Source organism: Butyrivibrio sp. YAB3001, from assembly GCF_900112195.1.
Classification (GTDB): domain Bacteria; phylum Bacillota; class Clostridia; order Lachnospirales; family Lachnospiraceae; genus Butyrivibrio.
Window position 1 is genome coordinate 1 of record NZ_FOKR01000021.1, and the last position, 22,588, is coordinate 22,588.

Below are 22,588 nucleotides of genomic sequence, written 5' to 3' on the forward strand. Positions count from 1 at the left end.
AGCATCTTTATCGGCGATAGCAGCATCCTTTTTGGCAATAGTGGCATCTTTATTAGCAAGCTCTTCATTCGCAGAATCCAGTTCTTCCTGAAGTTCATCAATCATATATTTAACTGTATTACGGTCAAGTTCTGCAAGTTCTTTAGAATACATATTAATCACCCTCTCGACATTGAGACATATATCATAAAGGTCTTCATATAACGTTCTGAAATATGGATATTTCTCGATAAGCTTGATAATATACTCAGGTTCGTCACACCCGAGGAAGGTTAGCCAGGCATCAAGCTCACAGTTTATACCTTCATTTTCATTATGGAGCTTTTGCAGGAAAATATCAATCGGGATGAAGATATAATTTTGCAGCATATTTAGATGGATGCCGGTGTCAGAAGTGGTGGAAAAACGGTGAATGTAAGTATCAGGATAATCATTAAAGCTTGAAAAGCTGTTTTCAAAGAATACAATGGTATAAACTGGAGCAATATCTTTATAACTAAAGTGTTCCTTTGCCTGATCCTTAAGTCGCTTGTACTGACGTAGGAGTAGGTCTGCCGAGTAGCAGGAGGCTCTTTCACCAGCGAATTTATAACCGATTTTTTGGACTTCGATATTGGCTATAGTGTGGTCTTCCAGTTCAACGACAATGTCTGTGATTATGAGGGATGTTTCATCACCAATTCTGGTGCTGTCGTTGGGAAGAACCATTTTGACTTTTACTTTTTTGTCCAGGATTACGCTTAATAGGTTTGAGAGTCTTTCTGGATCATACTCAGGATTGAAAATCTCCTTGAAATAGCTGTCATAGAGCATCTTGGCGCCGCGGTTTCCTGTGCACATATCCAAAAAGGATTTCTGCTGGTAGGATTCCCAGCTTTCGTATTTTTCTTTGAGGATATCGTCAGCATTAATCTGCTGCAAAATCTGTTCTCTGGTCTGAATGTTGCTGAAATAATCTGATAATTTGTTATTATTTTTGTTCATTTTTGTATTGCTTAATATAGTTCCTTCCTTGTTTTTTGGGTAATAACTTAAGCTTGCAAGCAATAGTTGGAATATATGGCGAAAACGCCAAAGTAAGAGGTTGGCATAAGAATTTTAGATAATTATTTTGCCAACAAAGTAGATAATATCACAGATTTAATCGAACGCGCAATCGAACAAAAGATTAATGTTTTCTGTAGATAGTGATTTTATCATGAGATATGAAAAGGTACTTGTACATGTTGAGGAAAATCCTCAGTATTGTACAAGTACTTTTTATGTAATTACGCTTTTGGGATTAACGACTAATTATGTTTCGTCTTGTGGATGTTCAGAATCAATCTGTTTAAATAATTAATCAAGCTACGTGCCTGTCACTTTTAACAATTTGTAAACACTTGTTCGAAAGTGACAGGCATTTTATTTGATGATATAATCCGTATTCTAGGATAAGTTATTGCGTTGCTGTATTTGTTAAAGGATATGGGGAGTAGTATAATTAAGAGGAGAGACACAGGTCTTTCGTGGGAACTGATGAGGGAGTAATGGAAGAACTGACAGGACTGGGGAAGACGATTTTAGGAACCGACCAGGATAAGATATATTTGGATCTGACAGTGAAGAATATACTGGCATATAAGCCGCTGCTTGCAAGGATATTCAAGGAAGTTGTATATGAATGCCGCGATATGAGCTGCGAAGAGATTGAGAAATGTATCGAAGGAGAAGTGCTGGTCAACAGTGTTTTTGTTGATGGTGGACTTACTAATGCAGGAGAGAGAATTGACGGCCTGAGTACGGAGTCATATCTTAATGGAGAAGGTCTTGACAGATATGATGTTCGCACATACCTCAGAATTCCTGGGGATACAGAGACCGAGTGTATAAAACTTCTCATTAATGTAGAGGCGCAGAATGAAGACAAGCCGGGGTATGATATACCGCTCAGAGCATTGTTCTACTGCTGTAGAATGATATCTGCCCAGCAGGGAGTAGAGTTTACTACAGATACAGACGATCCAGTGAAGTATGGGAATATTAAAAAGGTATATTCCATATGGCTGTGTACAGAAACGGCTCAGTGCAGGGCGAATTCTATTGAGAAGTATGATATTAAAAGGGAATTCGTTGTAGGCAGTAATTCAGATGATCCAAGATATGACATAATGACAGCAGTCATTATAAATATTAGTGAAAAGCATGATACTCAGGGAAGTAATAACGAGTTGATCCATCTGCTGACAGATTTATTTGATGAGAGGATAAAAGGTGCAGACAAGGTGGTGAAGTTAAAAGACACATATGGGCTTAAGCTGACAAGGGAAGTGGAAAGTGAGGTGTCAGAAATGTGTACGTATGCGACAGCGATGGAAAACAAGGGCATAGAGAAAGGACTTAAGGCATTGGTACAGAGTCTTAAGGGATATATTGGGGATTTTGAGTCTCTTTATGCTGCTGTCATAAAGAATGAAGAGTACAGCAAGGTAACAAGAGAACAGGTAATGAAGTATTACCGATGACTGTTGTGGACCCACGTGTATTTCACTTTTAACAATAAAGGAATTCATAATGACAATAAGGGATAAGATATTCGATAAACTTGAAGAAATGAATATGACCCAGAAAGCTTTTTCTGAGAAAACAGGTATAGCAGAGAGTACAATAAGAGGATATGTACCAGTCACCGCATATGTTGTAAGAAGATGAAAAAAAGTATTTCTGCACAGAAGCTTTTTGATAGCCGTCTGAGTTTGTTGGAGAACAATGTTAGTATAAGTTTTTCTGGCAGATTGAGGCGGCTATTTTGTTATAATGATAAAGGCCGCTTATAGGCGGCCTGTAAATAACACTAATCATTTATTGCTTTGTACTTTGCAAGTTCAGCTTGGAGCTCAGCGATAGTTTTTTCATTATCAGCAATGGTAGTATATGCTGTATCGAGCTGTTCCTTGGTGGTACCGAGTTCTTCTTTGGTGGTATCGAGCTGTTCCTTGGTGGTACCGAGTTCTTCCTTAGTATTATTTAGCTCTTCCTTTGCGGTATCAAGCTCTTCCTGGAGTTCATCAATCATGTATGTAACAGTATTACGATCAAGGATTTGAAGTTCTTTTGAAAACATTTCCATCCCCCTCTCTACGTTTAGACATGTTTCATAAAGGTCATCGTAAATAACTTTGAAACGTGGGTATTTCTGAATTAGCTGCACGATATACTCAGGTTCATCACACCCAAGGAAAGTAAGCCATGCGTCAAGGTCACTACGTATATCATTATTATGAAGATTGGTAAGAAAAATATCAACAGGAACAAAGATAAAATTTTGTAACATATTGAGGGTAATTCCGGTATTTGAGGTGGTCTGGAAGTAATGTACATAGCATTCTGGATAGTCAAAAAAGATACTTGGACTGTTTTCCATAAATACGATAGTATAGACTGGATGAACATCTTTGTAAGTGAATAGCTTCTTTCTCTGGTCTCTTACCCGCTTGTATTGACGAAGCAAGAGGTCAGCAGAGTAGCATGACGCTCTTTCACCTGTATAAGCATAACCAATCTTTTGAACTTCGACGTTGGCGATGGTTCCACCTTCCAGCTCAACAACGATATCGGTAATGATAAGCGAGCTCTCATCGCCAAGGCGGGTTGTATCATTTGGGAGAACCTCCTTCACTTTGACTTTTCTTTTCATAAAGGTGCTAAGCATATCTGATAGGCGGTCTGGGTCATACTCGGGGTTTAGGCCCTCTTTAAAATAGGCGTCGTAGAGCATCTTAACACCTTTTGCGCCGGTACAGATTTTCAGGAATTCCTTTTGCTGCTCTTCGTTCCATGAATTGAAGGTAGTCAGCAGCTTAGGGGTTGAACAGATTTCTGCCAGGAGTTCATTTTCGGTTCTTAGAACCGGAAAATGTTTCTTTAATAAATTATTTTTCATTAAATAATTCCTTTCTTGTGTTACTGTCATGGATTTGTGTGGCTAAACAGCCGCGAAAATAGAAAGCAACAGATATTTTTGATGGCTCAGAAATGAGCAACAAAACAAGGTTACCATAAAATTCTTAAGATTTACCGTCGAAAATTATTAATTTTTCTACAGAATTTAAAATTATATATTGCTTTATATGTGGCTGCGTATATGCTAAGATGAAGCATACTCGGGGAAGTTATTATATTACCGGGAAGAAAGTTCTTTTCCCAACGCAGGTGATTGTATCTTCGAAAGTAAATCCTGAAGAGCATGAGTGGCTGAGGTCACTTACGAGTAAAATGGATGAAGCGGTTGGAGAGCGACTTGTAATGTCTGCTAATGATCTGACCGATAAAGATGACAAAGAGAATGCGGATTCGGTGCTACAGTTGGCACTGGCAGAAAATGATCTGTTGTTTGAGAGAATGAAGGAGAAACGGGGTATGTGTGAGGCATTAAGAACACTTATGAAACCGGAGATAGATAGTGCTAGAAGTGAAGGTAAGGTTGAAGGAAAGTTGGAAGGAAGAACCGAAGGCGCTACTGAATTAGCAACTGCGGTTAAAAAGATGAAAAATGGTATTTCTGCACAGAAACTTCTAGATGAAGGATTTGATCCTAATATAGTGAAGGCAGCGCAGGATTTGTTTGAGGAGTTTTCTTGAGCTATTTTACCATGGGTATGGGATGTAGAGAATATAATTAGATACATGCGTAAGGTGAATCATTCTTGAGTCAAATAGATAGCCGTCTGAGGTTGTTGGAGAACATTGCTTGTGTAAGATTTTCTGGCAGATTTAGGCGGCTATTTTGTTATAAATGTGTTAATATACATGGGCGGGCAATGTTATTTAGCTAATTGTCTTGCTTTTGTTAGATTTGGGATGATTACAAGTTACCGCTCAGTAATGAGCGCGTGATAAGAGGGGAATAATGAATAAAGAAGGAGTTTGGGTATTGGAATGAGAGATCCACTTATTGCCATAAGGAATGGGGAAAAGCTTACATTGAGGGACGAGATAGGACTTATTTTAAAGCTAAGTTTTCCTGCAATTCTGGCACAGATATCATCAATAATAATGCAGTACATAGATGCTTCTATGGTAGGGCATCTTGGAGCTAATGCGTCAGCATCAATCGGTCTTGTTTCAAGCTCAACATGGCTCTTTGCCGGTATCATGACTGCGGCAAGCATGGGATTTTCTGTTAAAGTTGCCCATAAGATAGGCGCTAAGGATGATATAAGCGCAAGGAATATAGTTAAATGGGGACTTGCAGTAACAGTTATATTTGGTATTGTTTTATCTTTTATCTGTTCAATAATCAGTATTTTCCTTCCGGGGTGGATGGGCGGAGATATTTCAATTCAGAAGGATGCATCGAGGTATTTCCTTGTATATGCATTGTCAATGCCCTTCAGAGAGCTACTGATGGTTTCACAGGGAATGATTCAGTCAAGCGGAAATATTCGAATTCCCAGTATTCTCAATGTAATCATGTGTGGACTTGATGTTATTTTTAACATGATATTTATACCAAGGTTTGGGGTGCTTGGCGCTGCGCTTGGAACAGCTCTTGCCATTGTTATAATTTCTTTTATCATGCTGTATATACTCTTAGTAAAATCAGAGAAATTAAGCATTATTGGCAGAAATGATGGACAGAATGCAGGATTACAAGATTTTATTAAAACAGAGGTGCCTGATGCCCTCAAGATTGCGATACCTGTTGCTATTGACAATATCATCATGGGATTTGCTTATGTTGCATTTACAAGAATTGTTTCACCCTTTGGAACTACATCCATAGCAGCAAACTCTTTTTCCATAACAGCAGAAAGTCTTTGCTACATGCCGGGATTTGGAATAGGTGTTGCTGCAACAACGATAGTGGGGCAGTGCATAGGTGCAGGCAGACGTAAGACTGCAAAGAGATTAGGATGGATGGCAGTACTTCTTGGAATGTCTATAATGGGCCTTAGCGGCGTTCTCATGTGGATATTTGCTCCGCAGATGATAGGTCTTTTGTCTCCGGATGAGGAAATAAGAACTTTGGGGACCATAGTCCTTAGGATAGAAGCGTTTGCAGAGCCATTTTACGGTGCTTCAATTGTTGCGGCAGGAGTATTCAGGGGAGCAGGTGAGACGCTTCTATCAAGCGTTTTAAATCTATTTAGTGTATGGTTTGTTAGGATTCCACTGGCAGCTTTTCTTGGCTCATTTTGGGGACTGAAAGGTGCCTGGATTGCGATGGCAACCGAACTGTGCGTAAGAGGAATTCTTTTCCTTGTAAGGTTGTTATTGTGGAATGAAGGAAAGAAAAATAAATAATCGTGGATTCTAAAGGAAGGCTTTGATGGTGAATAAGGCCTTCCTTTTGTGGTGTAAAGTAAAGGATATGATTGGTATGCAATAAAGGCAAGGTGAAAAGTTCAGGTAATTGTAGAATTAAAGATGGACATCTGTGGGACAAATCGTTATATAATTATAATGAATAATAATCGCTATAACGATAATAATATAATAAATGAACACTAATCATAGGGGGACAGATGTCTGATACAGATAAAAAGAAACTCGGGCTTAGCGGAAATGCTCTAAAAATTATAGGAATCATCGCTATGACAATCGACCATATTGCATGGATGGGAATTGAGACATATGCGCAGGCGGAAACACCAATGCAGATAGGATTACATATTATTGGGCGACTGACTGCTCCTATTATGTGTTTTTTCGTGGCAGAGGGATATTATCATACCCATGATTTCAAAAAATATCTAGTTAGAGTGGCTGTACTTGCAGTGGTAAGTCATTTTGCTTTTTGCTATTTTAATATGTCTGATTTTAATCCATTTACTAATCTAATCTTTAATGCCACAAGTATAGCATGGCCGCTGATGTGGGGACTGATTCTTTTAAAGGTATGGGATATGGAAAGGTTTTCTGTGTGGCTTAAAGTAGTTATCACAATTGCAGCATGTATACTTACTGCCACATCTGACTGGAGCTGTGCAGCTCCTCTTGCAATCCTGCTTATGGGGCGCTTTCGCGGAAATTTCTATAAACAAATGCTTTACATGATGGCAGTTGTAACATTGTATGCCATAGCATTTTTTATCATAAATAATCATATTTACGGAATGATCCACATGGCATGTTGGTTCACGGTTCCGTTGCTATCCTTATATAACGGGGAGAGAGGGAAACTTAAGTGGCTTGGTAAGCTGTTTTACTGGTATTATCCGGTACATATGGCGCTCATAGGGTTGCTGGCGCGGGTGATAATGTAAAAACATATTAAAAATGATGAATGATAGAAACTGGAGGCAGAAGATGACTGCAAGTGAAACAATCTCTCTTTTTGCTATACATAAATTGGCATTATTAATCAGGGTATTATAAAATTACTTCCTTAGCATAAATTTTCTCACAACATTTATTCCAACCTTATATGGCAGAGGCCTTACTTCCTTATCTGCTTTTTTGAGCATATCGCGAATAGGAATGTTCTGAGGGCAGTGCTGTTCACATTTACCGCACTCAATACACTGAGTTGCAAAGGCTGGAGTTTCTTTTAGTCCGACAGTCTGGGCATATTCAAAGCGTGCGGCGGATTTGCTTTCTAATGCAGTCATGTTATAGCATCTGAAAAGAGCAGGAATATCTACGCCCTTAGGGCAGGGCATGCAGTATCTGCAGCCGGTGCATCCGACAAGTTCGGTTTCTGAGATTATCTTTTTGATATCATCTATAAGTGCAAAATCTTCGCTGTCAAAGCATCCGGCTGTAGCATTAGAGGCAATTCGGCAGTTTTCATTGACCATTTCAATTGAATTCATTCCTGACAGAACGCATGTAACCTCGGGTTGATTCCATAGCCAACGAAGGCCAAGTTCTGCGGGCGAATAGCCTTTGTAATAAGAGGATATTGCCTGTTTGGCCTTTTCCGGAAGAAGGTTTACAAGTTTACCGCCTCGTAGAGGCTCCATGATGACTACTGGGATGCCCTTCTGCGCAGCATGAGTAAGACCTTCAAGTCCTGCCTGAGAGTGCTCGTCCATGTAGTTGTACTGAATCTGACAAAAATCCCAATCGTAGGAGTCCAGTATACCTATGAAGTCTTCAGAATTTCCGTGATATGAAAAGCCGATGTTTCTGATCTGACCGGAAGCTTTCTTTTGAGCAATCCATTCTTTGATTCCAAGTTTTTCCAGCTTATCCCACTGATTTTTTGCTGTCATGTGATGCATGAGATAATAGTCTATATAGTCTGTTCTAAGGCGCTTAAGCTCCTCATTAAAATACTTATCCAATGCATTTGCGCTACTTACAAGGTATTGAGGAAGCTTTGTGGCGATATTTACTTTTTCTCTTATGGAATTGCGTTCAAGGACCTCGCCAAGAACCGCTTCGCTACCGGTATAAACATAGGCAGTATCGTAATAATTGACACCATTATGATAGGAAGCCATGATTTCTTTTTCTGTCTTTTCAATATCTATTGAGCCGCCTTTGGTGGTAAAGCGCATACATCCGTAGCCGAGAATTGATATTGGTTCACCATTTTTGTTTGATCTGTATTCCATATGAGACACCCCGTAAATGTGACAAAAAAATATGATTGTGCAAAATATAATATAACGCAAATTAAAATAAGTCAAATAAAAAATGCGATATATAGTAAATCCCCTTGAATCTCTCCATAGCCGGTGATAAGATTAAATGGAAACGTTACCGGTATCGGTATCAGTACAATCACAAATAAATATGGAGGGTATGAAAATGGGGACAAACAAACGTGTTTCCGCCGTATCTAAGAAGGCCACATTCATGCTTGGGGGCGTAATGGCTTTTTCTATGGCGGCAGGACTTTCTTTTGATGCGCAGTCTTTAAAAGTAAGTGCAGCACAGTCTTTAAGAGAGCAGTATGGTTTGAAAGAGGATGTGCAGGATGGGGTCATACTTCATGCATGGGACTGGTCTTTTGATAATATCAAAGATAATATGAAGGCCATCGCAGATGCGGGTTACAGCGCAGTTCAGACATCGCCGGTACAGCCGTATAAACAGGCCTCAGATGCCGGAAATGAAACTAATGATACCTGGTGGTTGTTTTATCAGCCAACGGACTTTAAAGTTTCATCATCCAAAAAAGATAACCTTTTAGGCGGAGAGCAGGAATTCAGAGCAATGTGCGAAGAGGCTGACCGCTATGGAATCAAGGTTATCGTAGATGTAGTTGCAAATCATGTTGCCGGTAATCGCACAGGTGGCAGCGGATATGATGAGTCAATTGCGGATTATCTCAAAAACGAACAGTTTTATCACAACAATGAATTTCCGGAAATAGATTATGGAAACAGAATATCGATCATCGAAAACTCCATGGGTAGTGCTCCTGGGACTTTGCCGGATCTGAATACGGAAAATGAAGAGCTTCAGGCGTATATACTTGATTTTTTAAAGGCTTGTATCGATGATGGCGCAGATGGATTCCGATTTGATGCAGCCAAGCATATCGGAGTTCCGGCAGATGGCGAGCAGTATACATTTTTCCCGAATGTTGTTAATGCGGCAAAAGAATATTATGTGGAGAAAGCAGATACTACAGCAGACAGATTGTACTGCTATGGCGAGATACTTGATCAGCCCGGTGGCAATACTAAGGCATCGGATTACACTTCGTATGTTAATGTTACTGACAATAGTACCAGTGCTTCTATCAGGAACGGTGTTCTTGGCGGCAGTGGTAAGAACGCGGCACTTACAACTTATTACAAAAATGTCCAGGCAAAAAATGTGGTTCTATGGGCAGAATCACACGATGAGTTCCAAAATGCCGGTGGAGCAACAACTAAGGTTAGCGCCAGCGATATAAACAAAACCTGGGCAATAGTAGCCTCCAGAGCAGATGCAAGTTCTTTATTCTATGCAAGGACAGATGGCTATCATGTGGGAAATATCGGTGAGATCGGAACCTTTTACTGGATGGATAAAGAGGTTGCTGCAGTTAATGATTTTCACAATTATTTTGCAGGAAGCAGCGAATATCTGTCATACAGTGATGCTCTGGTGATGAATGAGCGCGGAAGCCAGGGAGCTGTAATTGTCAATACAGCAGGAAAAGAATCAGATGTTTCTTTGTCTGTTCATGCAATGGCAGATGGCACCTATGTAGATCAGGTTTCAGAGAATGAATTTGTGGTAAAAGATGGTGAGATAAAGGGACACATTGGTGATACTGGAATTGCAGTTATCTATAATGCAGGCGAAAAAATAAATCCCGGTGTCACAATTTCTAACCAGGGTGGAACATTTTATGATGATTTCATTGACGTTGAGATAGGGCTTACCAATGCTGTAAAAGGATTGTACAGCGTAAATGGAGCCAAGGCTCAGGAGTTCACTAAAGAGACAGTCATCAGACTTGGTGAAGATATGCCTTTTGATTCAGATATAACGCTCACTTTGACTGCTGTAAGCGATGAAAAGAATGTGTCTTTTGACTATAAATTCCGTAAGGCTGCATGGATAGACAATGTGGCATACCTTGAACCTCAAAGTGGTTGGAGTACAGAGCATCTTTATGCTTATATTTACAGCTCATCGGCAGGAGAGTATTCAGGCTGGCCGGGTGAGGAGCTTGGTTTCGATGAAGAGACGGGGCTTTATAAACTTGTACTTCCCAAAGGATTTTTAAATGCGGGTGTGATATTCTCTGATGGAAATGATCATCAGTATCCGCTTTATAATGAGGGATTTCTTGAGTTTCCTGAAAACGGTGAATATATCCTGGATAAGGCCGGAGTATGGCATAAGTACGGTCAGGTAAAAGAAAAAGAGTATGCAGTTTACTTTAGAAACAACAAGGGCTGGAATGATGTATTTGCATATATGTGGGCTGATAATGGCGATAATAACAGCCAGTGGCCGGGTGAACAGATGGAGCTTGTTGATGGAAATGAGCATCTGTACAAGATAAATGTAAATATGGATAATGGCTATTCTCATGTCATATTCAACAATAATGAAGGAACACAGACTTCTAATCTTGATCTTCCGGGCTATCAGGCGCTTTTTACAATGGGACAGGATGGTGGCTGGCAGTCTTTTGAAGGAAATGTTGAAGGACAGAGAGTTGTATACTTCAGAAATTCCACCGGATGGGATGAAGTATATGTTTATACCTGGAATGGTGCAGGCGCCGGAAGCAACAGTGGATGGCCCGGAGAGCCTATGGCAGTTTATGATGCTGATAATGGTATTTACTATTACGTTCTTGATAATGATATTGATTTTGACAAGATTATTTTTAACAATAATTCCGGAACTCAGACAAGCGACCTTGATATCCCTTCTGAAACCAGCATTTATATAATCGGCGCTGCCGATAAGTGGGAAGAGTACACTTATGTGAAAAAAGATACAGGCAAAATTGTTGAAGAGTGGGGCAATAAGTACTGCGTTGATGAAAAAGAAGAGAAATTAACGGGACTTCAGACAATAGGTGGTGAAACGTACTATTTTGGCGATGATGGACTTTTGAAAGTTGGACTTCAGTTTGTTGATGAGATGCCTTATTTCTTTGATGAGGATGGTAAAGCAGTAAGAAATCAGTTTGTGACACCTTACTATGATTCCTACTATTTTGATGCAGATGGAACAGCCCATGTGGGTTGGCTTACACTTGATGGCGACAGCTACTATTTTGATGAACACGGCGCAATGCTTAAGGGAATGCAGACGATAGATGGCAAGACCTATCTCTTTGACCGCAATAATGGCGGCAAAATGGTAAAAGATAAAATGGCTGCAGATTATTGGGGCGACCATTATTATGACGCAGAAGGTGTTATGCAGACGGGCTTTGTGACATACGAAGGAAATACATATTATTTCTTTGAAAATGGAGATATGGCACATGGATGGCAGACAATCGATGAAAAGACATATTTCTTCAAAGAAGATGGTACAATGGCAACAGGTACAACATTTGTATACTGGAGAGATTACGAATTTGATGAAAACGGTGTTCTGACAGAGTAAGACTTATGTGATGCAAAAAAATAAAAAAATTCCTTGACACAGATTGTATACCAGTGTACAATTCAAAACTATAAAGACAATGGCGTCTTAGAGAATGACTCTCTAAGGCGCTTTTTGCTTTGTGGGAATTTTTAAATATTGAATACAATCATCCCGGGGATGTGTTCAGTAAAAAATGAATTATGTAAACGGTGCAATGAGGCATCAGGTTTATTTGACCTGTCTTGTTGCGCCGTTTTTTCATCTAAAAAACATTCGGAGGAGAAAGTTATGAGTGAGGAAATCTTAAGTGCTATAGATTCCAGTGTCTTTGGCGTTTGGTTCTTGATCGGTGCAGCATTAGTATTCTGGATGCAGGCCGGTTTTGCAATGTGTGAGGCTGGTTTTACCAGAGCTAAGAATACAGGAAATATCATAATGAAGAACCTTATGGATTTCTGTATCGGTACTGTAGTATTTATTCTTATTGGTTTCGGATTATTCCTTGGGGAAGACATTGTTGGAATAATCGGAAAACCCGGATTTGACATTTTTACAGACTATGCAAATTTTGACTGGTCTAATTTCGTATTTAACCTGGTGTTCTGTGCAACAACAGCTACTATCGTTTCAGGATCAATGGCTGAGAGAACAAAATTTATATCATATTGTGTGTACTCGGCAGTTATCTCAGCAATCATTTATCCTATCGAAGCTCACTGGACATGGGGCGGCGGCTGGCTTGCACAGATCGGCTTCCATGATTTTGCAGGATCCAACTGCATTCACATGGTTGGTGGTATCTCAGCTTTGATCGGAGCAGCTTTCCTTGGACCTCGTATTGGTAAGTTCGAAAAAGATAAGAACGGCAAGATCGTTAAAGTAAATGCTTTCCCAGGTCATAACCTTGTTGCAGCTGCACTTGGTGTATTTATTCTCTGGCTTGGCTGGTACGGATTCAACGGTGCAGCCTGCACATCAGTAGAACAGCTTGGTTCAGTCTTTGTTACAACTACAATCGCACCTGCTCTTGCTACTGTAACATGTATGATCTTTACATGGATAAAATACGGAAAACCTGATGTTTCAATGTGTCTTAACGCTTCACTTGCAGGTCTTGTAGCTATTACAGCTCCTTGTGATGTAACAGATGCTTTTGGTTCAATCATTATAGGTATCGTTGCAGGACTTCTTGTTTGCTTTGGTGTATGGTTCCTTGATTACAAGCTTCACATTGATGATCCAGTAGGTGCTGTTGCAGTACATTGCTTAAACGGTATCTGGGGTACATTGGCAGTAGGTCTTTTCGCAACAAATTCAGCTCCGGGCTATGCAATTGCAGATGCAGCCGGCAATGAGATGACAGGTCTTTTCTATGGCGGCGGATTTAAGCTTCTTGGAATCCAGTTTGTAGGCATGCTCAGCACAGCAGCATGGACAGCAGTTGCTATTTCATTAACTTTCCTTGCAATCAAAGCTATCCTTGGACTTCGTGTAAGCGAAGAAGAAGAAATTCTTGGTCTTGATTCAACAGAGCATGGACTTGCTTCAGCTTATTCAGGATTTGCCATCATGGATGTTTCAAATACTCTTAACATGTCAGTCAATGAGAACACAGACCTTGGTGTAAGTGATTATGAGGCTGCAACAGAGATTCAGAAGAGAGCAGCGGTGCCGGTTGTTTCAGCACCTGTACATACAGAATCAGGTATTCATAAAGTTGTTATTATCGCTAAGTTGTCCCGTTACGACAAATTGAGACGTGCTATGAATGATCTTGGTGTTACCGGGATGACTGTTACTCAAGTCATGGGATGTGGTGTCCAGAAGGGTTCTGGCGAAATGTATCGTGGAGTCGAGATGGATGCCACTCTCCTTCCCAAGATTAAGCTTGAGGTAGTAGTTAGCTCAATCCCTGTAGAAAAGGTTATTGAGGCAGCTAAGAAGACACTTTATACAGGTCACATCGGCGATGGAAAGATTTTCGTTTACAGTCTCGACAATGTAGTTAAGATCCGCACCGGCGAGGAAGGTGCAGCCGCACTTGCGGACGTCGAGTAAAAAATATTAAACAATCAGGAGGGAAAAAGCAGTATGTGCGCAATACTTACATACGCAAGAGATGATGCAGAAGAGAGCATATTTGCAGATCTTTTGGAAAAAACACATTCCAGAGGACCTGATATGCTCAGGATATTGAAAGTCAAGGGAGGATGGCTTGGTTTTAACAGACTTTCCATAATGGGTCTGAATGAAGCAGGTATGCAGCCTTTTGAATTAAACGGAAATGCAGTTATATGCAATGGAGAGATTTACGGCTTTCAATATCTGAAGAATTACTTATTATCTCTTGGCTACAGCTTTAAGAGCGAAAGTGATTGCGAGGTACTGCTTCCTCTTTATGAAAAGCTTGGAACTAAGATGTTTGGTCTGCTTGATGCCGAGTTTGCATGTGTCATTTATGACAGCAAAAAAGAGAGCTTTATAGCGGCAAGAGATCCAATCGGCATCAGACCACTTTATTATGGCTACGATGATGAAGGATATATTCTTTTCGCATCAGAGCCAAAAAACATTACCGGTATATGCAAGGAAATTAAACCATTTCCACCGGGACATTACTATGAAGATGGAAAGTTTATTTGTTACAGGGACATGACAAAGGTTAATCAGGTCAGCACCGATTCACTTGAAACAGTTACCTGCAAAATACACGATAAGTTATGGAAGGGAATTGAGAAAAGATTGGATGCAGACGCTCCTGTGGGATTTCTTTTATCAGGAGGACTTGATTCTTCACTGGTGTGTGGCGTAGCAGCAAGACTTTCAGACAAACCGCTTGAAACATTTGCAATAGGTATGGATATTGATGCGATTGACCTTAAATATGCGAGAGAAGTTGCTGATTTTATCCATTCCAACCATCACGAGGTAATAATCAGTAAAAAGGACGTAATTGATGCCCTTGAGCCTGTTATAAAAGCTCTTGGCACATACGATATCACAACGATACGAGCTTCAATCGGAATGTATCTCTTATGTAAGTGGATTCATGAAAACACTGATATAAAAGTAATCCTTACAGGTGAGATATCAGATGAGCTTTTTGGTTATAAATATACTGATTTCGCACCGGATGCCGAAGCTTTCCAAAAAGAGGCAGAAAAGAGAATTCATGAGATTCATATGTATGACGTTCTTAGAGCAGACAGGTGTATAAGTGTTAACTCACTTGAAGCCAGAGTACCATTCGGAGATCTTGATTTTGTTGATTATGTGATGAGCATAGATCCCCAAAAGAAGCTTAACAGCTACGGAATTGGTAAGTATTTATTAAGAAAAGCTTTTGAAAAAGATCAGGTAATACCGGAATCCATAAGGATGAGAGAAAAAGCAGCATTTTCGGATGCTGTGGGACATTCCCTTAGAGATGATCTTATAGAATATGCTGATAGTCAGTATTCAGATGATGATTATCAGAAGGCAAAAGAGAAATATGATTTTGCAACACCTTTTACGAAGGAATCTCTTTTGTACAGAGATATATTTGAAAAATATTATCCAGATCAGGCCCATATGGTCATTGATTTCTGGATGCCAAACAAAGAGTGGGAAGGATGTAATGTAAACGACCCATCAGCAAGAGTTTTATCCAATTATGGTGAATCAGGTAAATAAACAGGAGGAAAAAAGGTATGATAGAAGCTAAGAAACTTACAGAAGAATTTGGCTGTCTTGTATTTAACGACAAGGTTATGAGAGAACGTCTCCCAAAGGATATTTATAAGGCAGTTCATAAGACAATAGAAAAAGGCACACACTTAGAGCTTGATGTTGCTAACTGTGTTGCAGCAGCAATGAAGGAATGGGCTGTTGAGAACGGAGCAACTCATTTCACACACTGGTTCCAGCCTATGACAGGTCTTACAGCTGAGAAGCATGACAGCTTTATTTCACCTACAGATGACGGTTCAATCATCATGGAATTCTCAGGAAAAGAGCTTGTAAAGGGCGAACCTGATGCATCAAGTTTCCCATCAGGAGGTCTTCGCGCTACTTTCGAGGCAAGAGGATATACAGCATGGGATCCTTCATCACCTGCTTTCATCAAGGATGGTTCTCTTTATATTCCTACAGCATTCTGCTCATATGGAGGTGAAGCACTTGATAAAAAGACACCTCTTCTTCGTTCCATGGAGGCTCTTTCTGCAAATGCAGTAAAAATGCTCCACTTACTTGGTTATAAGGATGTCAACAGAGTAAATACAACAATTGGTTCTGAGCAGGAATATTTCCTTATCGATAAGGATTTCTACAAGAAGAGAAAAGACCTTCTTTTCACAGGAAGAACACTTATTGGTGCTCCTGCTTCAAAGGGTCAGGAGATGGAAGATCATTACTTTGGTGTAATCAAGCCCAAGGTTTCAGCATATATGCATGATCTTGATGAAGAACTCTGGAAACTCGGAATTCCTGCAAAGACAAAGCACAACGAAGTAGCTCCATCACAGCATGAGCTTGCTCCTGTGTTTGAAACAGCAAACATCGCTGTTGACCACAACCAGCTCACTATGGAAGTTATGAAGAAAGTTGCAGATAAGCACAACTACGCATGTCTTCTTCACGAGAAGCCATTTGAAGGAATCAATGGTTCAGGTAAGCACAACAACTGGTCAATCTGCTCAGATACAGGCATAAACCTTCTTGATCCGGGCAAGAACCCTGGAGAGAACGTTCCTTTCCTTGTATTCCTGATGGCAGTAATCGCAGCAGTTGATGACTATGCTCCAATCTTAAGACTTGCCGTTGCTTCTGCAGGAAACGACCACAGACTTGGTGGAAACGAGGCACCGCCAGCAATCATCTCAATTTTCGTAGGTGATGAGCTTGCACAGGTACTTCATTCAATCGAAGAGGGAACAGCTTACCAGGCTGCAGGAAAAGTTCAGATGGCAATGGGAGCACAGGTTCTTCCTCACTTTACAAAGGATAACACAGACAGAAACAGAACATCACCATTCGCATTCACAGGTAACAAGTTTGAGTTCCGTATGCCGGGTTCAGCAGTTTCTGTTGCAAATGCAAATATCGTTCTTAACACAGCTGTTGCAGAAGAAGTAGCAAGACTTTATGACAAGCTTTCAGGCTTCTCAGGCGACAAACTTAAAGAAAAGGTTATGGAGGTTCTCAGAGAAGAACTTAACGCTCATAAGAGAATTCTTTTCAATGGCAACGGATACACACAAGAGTGGGTTGCAGAAGCTGAAAAACGTGGCCTTCCAAACCTTAAGTCACTTCCTGATGCAATGCCATACTGGATTTCCGATGAGTCAATTGAACTCTTCACAAAGCATCATATTTTGACAAAAGAAGAGATTCACTCAAGATATGAGATTCTTCTTGAGAACTATTCAAAGTCAATTCATATCGAATCTCTCACAATGCAGGAGATGGTAAGAAAAGACTTAACAGAAGGCATTGTAGCTTACGAAAAGGATCTCAGCAAAGAAATCGTTCAGAAGAAAGAACTTCTTTCTGGAGATTGCTGTGAACTTGAGCTTGGAATCCTAAAGAGCCTTGATGAAGCAACAGCATCTATGAAGAAGGCACTTTCAAAGCTCAGCGAGGATACAAAGACTGCTGAAGGCAAGATAGACGGACTTGAGACGGCAAGCTTCTATCAGAAGACAATCCTTGCAGATATGGATGAACTTAGAAAATATGCAGATGAAGCCGAAGCGCTCATCCCGGATAAATACCTCAGCTACCCAACATACGGTCAGATGTTGTTCTCACTGAGATGAACATATTTATAAAACATCGTTACATTTTTTAGTTGAAGGTTAGCCTCCATGGAAGGGCTCAGAAATATTTGTTTGAAGGGAGCAAATATTTTTGAGACTTTCATGGAGGCTGAATTACAACCTGAGATTATAATAAACGGCTAAATACTTGTCGTTTACTATAACTATATTGCAGTACTACTGGAAGGAGAGGTCCCATGGAAACTTGGATGAATGAGAGAGATGCCTGCGGTATTGGAGCAGTCATCAATATAGATGGAACGGCGGATAATTCGGTACTGGATGACGCACTGTCAATCGTTGAAAAGCTTGAGCATCGCGCAGGTAAGGATGCAACCGGCAAAGTGGGTGATGGTGTAGGTATTCTGGTGCAGATTTCCCATGGCTTTTTTTCAAAGGAAGCAGAGAAGATTGGTATTGAGCTTAAGAATGCCGGAGACTATGGTGTAGGAATGTTCTTTTTTCCTCAGGATTCAATGAAGCGCATGTTTGCAAAGCGCATGCTTGAAGTTATTGCGGAAAAAGAAAATCTTAAAGTACTTGGCTGGAGAGATGTGCCCACACATCCTGAAATTCTTGGCGAAGTAGCAAGAAACTGCATGCCATATATTTGCCAGTGCTTCGTTGAGAGACCGTCAAATGTAAATAAGGGAATAGATTTTGACAGACGCCTTTATTGCCTTAGAAGAGAATATGAGAAATCTTCTGAAAACACCTATATTTGTTCTTTTTCATCCAGAACTATTGTGTATAAAGGAATGTTCCTGGTAGGGCAGCTTCGTCAGTTCTATGCAGATCTTTTATCATCAGAATATCGCACTGCAATCGCCATGGTTCACAGTCGTTTCTCCACGAATACAACACCTTCCTGGCAGCGTGCTCATCCATACAGAATGATCGCGCATAATGGTGAGATCAACACAATCCGTGGTAATTCTGACAGAATGCTTGCCCGTGAAGAGACTATGTCTTCGGATGTTTTGGGCGAAGACCTTGCAAAGGTATATCCTGTTATTGCTTCTTCAGGTTCAGATTCTGCAATGCTTGATAATACGTTGGAATTTCTTTACATGAATGGTATGGATCTTCCTCTTGCTATGATGCTTACAATTCCTGAACCCTGGAAACACAATGATTTCATGGGAAAAGATAAAAAGGACTTCTATCACTATTACGCAACCATGATGGAGCCATGGGATGGCCCTGCGGCAGTTCTTTTTACAGATGGTGAGATATTTGGCGCAACACTTGATAGAAACGGATTGCGCCCTTCAAGATATTATGTCACTAAAAATGGCAAGCTGATCCTGGCTTCTGAAGTTGGCGTTCTTGATATTCCTGAAGAGAATGTCATTAAGAAATCAAGACTTTCACCGGGACATATGCTTCTGGTTGACACTAAGCAGGGAAGAATCATCTCTGATGAAGAGTGTAAAGAAAAATACTCTACAGCAAAGCCTTATGGTGAGTGGCTTGACAGATATCTTTTGCACCTTCATAAGCTCAATATTCCTAATAAAAAGATTCCTACTCACACCCAGGAAATGAGGGATAAGCTCTACAAAGTGTTCGGCTATTCTTATGAAGACGTGAAAGAGCAGATCATGCCTATGGCCATGAACGGAATAGAGCCTACAGTTTCCATGGGAGCTGATGTGCCACTGGCATTTCTTTCCCAGCACCATCAGCCGCTATTTTGCTATTTTAAGCAGCTTTTTGCCCAGGTTACAAATCCGCCTATCGATTCACTTAGAGAAAAGGTTGTCACTGATACGACAGTTTATATCGGTTCTGACGGTAATCTTCTCAAGGAAAAGAGCGACAACTGCAGGGTGCTTGAGGTGAACAGCCCGATCCTGACAGGCGTTGACCTTATGAAGATAGAGGCTCTTGATCAGCCTGGATTCAGGGTAAAAAAGATTTCTCTTTTATATTACAAGAATACACCTATGGAAAGAGCGCTGGAGCAGCTTGATGTTTCGGTGGATAGAGCAGTTGCAGATGGCGTAAATATCATCATCCTTTCTGACAGAGGCGTTGATGAAAACCATATGCCTATTCCGTCACTTCTTGCTGTGTCTGCAGTTGAGCAGCACCTGGTACGCACCAAGCAGCGCACTGCAGTTTCACTTATCCTTGAAAGTGGTGAGCCAAGGGATGTTCATCAGATCGCTACACTTCTTGGATTTGGTGCTCGTGCAATTCATCCTTATCTTGCTCAGGAGTGTATTGCTGAACTTATTGATATCGGAATTTTGGATAAAGACTATCACACAGCGATTGCTGATTATAATAAGGCTCTTCTCGGCGGAGTTGTTAAGATTGCAGCCAAGATGGGAATTTCCACATTACAGTCCTATCAGTCGGCAAGGATTTTTGAGGCTATTGGTCTGTCAAAAGAACTTGTTGATAAGTACTTTACAGGAACAATCAGCCGTGTGGGCGGAATTGGCATAAATGAACTTGGCCAGGACGTTGAATTCAGACATAATAAGGCATTTGATCCGCTTGGTCTTTCTACAGATACAACACTTGATTCCATCGGCTTCCACGCCCTTAGAAGCGGTGAGGATAAAGAAGACCATATGTACAGCCCAAAGACTATTGTTACCCTCCAGAGAGCTGTACGTGAAAGAAACTTTGAGCTCTTTAAAGAATATGCCCAGATGGTTGATGATGAGGACAGACCTCATACCTTGAGAGCGCTTCTTTCTTTTGTTCCGGCAAAAGAACCTGTTCCACTTGAAGAAGTTGAGAGCGAGGAAGAGATTGTTAAGCGTTTCCAGACAGGCGCCATGTCCTATGGTTCTCTTTCAAAGGAAGCCCATGAAACTCTTGCTATTGCCATGAACCGACTTGGAGGAAAGTCCAATACCGGTGAAGGTGGTGAGGATGAGAGACGTTTTGGCACAGAGAAAAACAGCGCAGTAAAACAGGTAGCATCAGGAAGATTTGGTGTTACAAGCCAGTATCTTCAGAGTGCAAAAGAGATACAGATAAAGATGGCACAGGGAGCAAAGCCGGGTGAAGGTGGACATCTTCCCGGAAAGAAGGTATATCCCTGGGTTGCTTCTACAAGATTTTCAACTCCTGGAGTTGCTCTGATATCACCGCCACCGCACCATGATATTTATTCTATTGAAGATCTGGCACAGCTTATCTATGACCTTAAAAATGCCAATGATAAAGCCAGAATCTCAGTAAAACTTGTATCAGAAGCAGGTGTTGGAACAATTGCTTCCGGTGTTGCAAAGGCAGGCGCGCAGGTTATCCTTGTATCAGGTTATGACGGAGGAACAGGCGCAGCACCTTCATCTTCCGTGCATCATGCTGGACTTCCATGGGAACTTGGTGTGAGCGAAGCACATCAGTCTCTTTTGGCTAACGGATTAAGAAGCAGGGTAGTTCTTGAGACAGACGGAAAACTCATGACAGGCCGTGATGTGGCTATCGCAGCGCTTCTTGGAGCAGAGGAATTTGGCTTTGCTACAGCTCCGTTGGTATGCATGGGATGCATGATGATGCGTGTATGTTCAAAGGATACATGTCCGGTAGGCATTGCCACACAGAACGAGGAACTCAGGAAAAGATTTGCAGGAAAGCCTGAGCATGTTATGAACTTCATGCTCTTTGTTGCAAGACAGCTAAGACAGATAATGAGTGAACTTGGCTTTAGAACTATCGCTGAAATGGTTGGACGTACCGATTGCCTTAAGATGAGAAGCTATGCCGATGAGACACTTGAAGTAAGTCGCAGAAAAGATGCGGCTGACCTTAGCGGAATCCTTGATAAAGCTTATGTACTTAAGGAAAACAATCATTTCAATCCGGCAGAAGTTTATGACTTTAAGTTAGAGAGCACTTTGGACTCTAAGGTTCTTATTCCTGACTATGAAAAGAATAAGAGCAAGCTTTTGATGAATATAGATGCAAGAACTGCCGGTTCAAGAGCACAGAAGGAAAATATTAAGATAACAGTTGATGTTTCAAGTACCGACAGAAGCTTTGGAACTCTGCTTGGAAGCCGCGTTACCGCAGATTTCAAGAATACACTTCCGGATGATTCTATTCTGGTTGAGGCTAATGGAGGTGGAGGACAGTCGTTTGGTGCCTTCCTTCCAAAAGGCGTTACTCTTAAGCTTTACGGTGATGCAAATGATGGCTTTGGAAAAGGACTTTCAGGCGGAAAGGTTATTGTGAGACCGTCTAAGAAAGCAAGCTACAAAGCTCATGAAAATATTATCATAGGAAACGTTGCTTTATATGGCGCTACCGCAGGAAAGGCATATGTATGCGGAATTGCCGGAGAGAGATTCTGTGTTCGTAATTCCGGAGCAATAGCGGTTTCAGAAGGATGCGGTGACCATGGCCTTGAGTATATGACAGGCGGAAGGGCAGTTATACTTGGAATGACAGGTAAGAACTTCGCAGCAGGTATGAGCGGCGGAATCGCGTATGTTCTTGATAAGGAGCACACTCTTTATCTTAGAATGAATAAAGATATGGTTTCACTGTGTGAACTTACTGAGAAGTATGATATTGCTGAGCTTAAGAGCATACTGCTCGATTATGTAAAAGAGACAGATTCAGAATATGCAAAAGAAATCCTTAACGATTTTGACAGTTATATTCCTGATTTTAAAAAGATTGTTCCAAATGATTATCAGAAGATGCTGACTGCAATCGGAAAATATGAAGAGCAGGGCATCGATCATGAAACAGCTATATTGGAAGCTTTTAAGGAGCTTGCGTAAACTGCAGATTAATCTGCGGTTTACTATATCAAATGGTGTAAGGAGATT

Annotated in this window: 13 protein-coding genes; 10 read left to right on the plus strand and 3 right to left on the minus strand. The window is 40.8% G+C overall.

What is annotated here, in order from left to right; translation table 11 throughout:
• The coding region (locus tag BM086_RS16980; protein ID WP_092330015.1) for a PD-(D/E)XK nuclease family transposase at nucleotides 1-984 on the minus strand (984 nt) is incomplete at its 3' end.
• A 524-nt stretch (nucleotides 985-1,508) separates the two neighbouring features.
• Here BM086_RS16980 and BM086_RS16985 point away from each other — a divergent pair.
• Nucleotides 1,509-2,504 carry a hypothetical protein gene (locus tag BM086_RS16985; protein WP_092329914.1) on the plus strand — a complete coding sequence of 332 codons (996 nt, stop codon included), beginning with the start codon at nucleotides 1,509-1,511 and terminating at the stop codon, nucleotides 2,502-2,504.
• A gap of 49 nt (nucleotides 2,505-2,553) precedes the next feature.
• Nucleotides 2,554-2,691 (plus strand): helix-turn-helix domain-containing protein, encoded by a 138-nt coding sequence (locus BM086_RS20620; RefSeq protein ID WP_141107775.1) that lies wholly within the window; start codon nucleotides 2,554-2,556, stop codon nucleotides 2,689-2,691.
• Between the two features lie 142 nt (nucleotides 2,692-2,833).
• Here BM086_RS20620 and BM086_RS16990 read toward each other — a convergent pair whose 3' ends face one another.
• Nucleotides 2,834-3,922: a PD-(D/E)XK nuclease family transposase gene (locus BM086_RS16990; protein ID WP_092329916.1), complete on the minus strand. Its 1,089-nt coding sequence runs from the start codon at nucleotides 3,920-3,922 to the stop codon at nucleotides 2,834-2,836.
• 209 nt (nucleotides 3,923-4,131) lie between these two features.
• Between BM086_RS16990 and BM086_RS16995 the strand changes: the two genes are divergently transcribed.
• The 3 genes from BM086_RS16995 (at nucleotide 4,132) to BM086_RS17005 (ending at nucleotide 7,247) form a co-directional block, all read left to right on the plus strand.
• A complete protein-coding gene (locus BM086_RS16995) occupies nucleotides 4,132-4,620 on the plus strand; it encodes a hypothetical protein (RefSeq protein ID WP_092329918.1) in 489 nt (162 codons plus the stop codon).
• A gap of 297 nt (nucleotides 4,621-4,917) precedes the next feature.
• Nucleotides 4,918-6,285, plus strand: a complete 1,368-nt coding sequence (locus BM086_RS17000; RefSeq protein WP_092329920.1) for an MATE family efflux transporter — start codon at nucleotides 4,918-4,920, stop codon at nucleotides 6,283-6,285.
• A gap of 221 nt (nucleotides 6,286-6,506) precedes the next feature.
• Nucleotides 6,507-7,247 (plus strand): TraX family protein, encoded by a 741-nt coding sequence (locus BM086_RS17005; protein ID WP_092329922.1) that lies wholly within the window; start codon nucleotides 6,507-6,509, stop codon nucleotides 7,245-7,247.
• Between the two features lie 114 nt (nucleotides 7,248-7,361).
• On the opposite strand, the gene BM086_RS17010 is transcribed toward BM086_RS17005, so the two are convergent.
• On the minus strand, nucleotides 7,362-8,543 hold the full coding sequence (locus BM086_RS17010) for an aldo/keto reductase (protein WP_092329924.1): 1,182 nt from the start codon (nucleotides 8,541-8,543) through the stop codon (nucleotides 7,362-7,364).
• 196 nt (nucleotides 8,544-8,739) lie between these two features.
• On the opposite strand from BM086_RS17010, the gene BM086_RS17015 reads away from it, so the two are divergent.
• The 5 genes from BM086_RS17015 (at nucleotide 8,740) to gltB (ending at nucleotide 22,540) form a co-directional block, all read left to right on the plus strand.
• Entirely contained in the window at nucleotides 8,740-12,003 is a 3,264-nt protein-coding gene (locus BM086_RS17015) for a starch-binding protein (RefSeq protein WP_175560346.1), read from the plus strand.
• A 270-nt stretch (nucleotides 12,004-12,273) separates the two neighbouring features.
• Nucleotides 12,274-14,043 (plus strand): ammonium transporter, encoded by a 1,770-nt coding sequence (locus tag BM086_RS17020; RefSeq protein WP_092329931.1) that lies wholly within the window; start codon nucleotides 12,274-12,276, stop codon nucleotides 14,041-14,043.
• Between the two features lie 33 nt (nucleotides 14,044-14,076).
• Entirely contained in the window at nucleotides 14,077-15,660 is a 1,584-nt protein-coding gene (gene asnB, locus BM086_RS17025) for an asparagine synthase B (RefSeq protein ID WP_092329932.1), read from the plus strand.
• A 17-nt stretch (nucleotides 15,661-15,677) separates the two neighbouring features.
• Nucleotides 15,678-17,786 carry a glutamine synthetase III family protein gene (locus BM086_RS17030; RefSeq protein ID WP_092329933.1) on the plus strand — a complete coding sequence of 703 codons (2,109 nt, stop codon included), beginning with the start codon at nucleotides 15,678-15,680 and terminating at the stop codon, nucleotides 17,784-17,786.
• 197 nt (nucleotides 17,787-17,983) lie between these two features.
• Nucleotides 17,984-22,540 carry a glutamate synthase large subunit gene (gene gltB, locus BM086_RS17035; RefSeq protein WP_092329934.1) on the plus strand — a complete coding sequence of 1,519 codons (4,557 nt, stop codon included), beginning with the start codon at nucleotides 17,984-17,986 and terminating at the stop codon, nucleotides 22,538-22,540.
• Nucleotides 22,541-22,588: the final 48 nt, after the last annotated feature.

Excerpts from the sequence above, each read along its gene's own strand:
- BM086_RS17030 (WP_092329933.1), top strand. The coding sequence starts at position 15,678 with ATGATAGAAGCTAAGAAACTTACAGAAGAATTTGGCTGTCTTGTATTT.
- gltB (WP_092329934.1), top strand. The coding sequence starts at position 17,984 with ATGGAAACTTGGATGAATGAGAGAGATGCCTGCGGTATTGGAGCAGTC.
- BM086_RS17010 (WP_092329924.1), bottom strand. The coding sequence starts at position 8,543 with ATGGAATACAGATCAAACAAAAATGGTGAACCAATATCAATTCTCGGC.
- asnB (WP_092329932.1), top strand. The coding sequence starts at position 14,077 with ATGTGCGCAATACTTACATACGCAAGAGATGATGCAGAAGAGAGCATA.
- BM086_RS16990 (WP_092329916.1), bottom strand. The coding sequence starts at position 3,922 with ATGAAAAATAATTTATTAAAGAAACATTTTCCGGTTCTAAGAACCGAA.
- BM086_RS17015 (WP_175560346.1), top strand. The coding sequence starts at position 8,740 with ATGGGGACAAACAAACGTGTTTCCGCCGTATCTAAGAAGGCCACATTC.
- BM086_RS17020 (WP_092329931.1), top strand. The coding sequence starts at position 12,274 with ATGAGTGAGGAAATCTTAAGTGCTATAGATTCCAGTGTCTTTGGCGTT.
- BM086_RS20620 (WP_141107775.1), top strand. The coding sequence starts at position 2,554 with ATGACAATAAGGGATAAGATATTCGATAAACTTGAAGAAATGAATATG.
- BM086_RS16995 (WP_092329918.1), top strand. The coding sequence starts at position 4,132 with ATGAAGCATACTCGGGGAAGTTATTATATTACCGGGAAGAAAGTTCTT.
- BM086_RS17000 (WP_092329920.1), top strand. The coding sequence starts at position 4,918 with ATGAGAGATCCACTTATTGCCATAAGGAATGGGGAAAAGCTTACATTG.
- BM086_RS17005 (WP_092329922.1), top strand. The coding sequence starts at position 6,507 with ATGTCTGATACAGATAAAAAGAAACTCGGGCTTAGCGGAAATGCTCTA.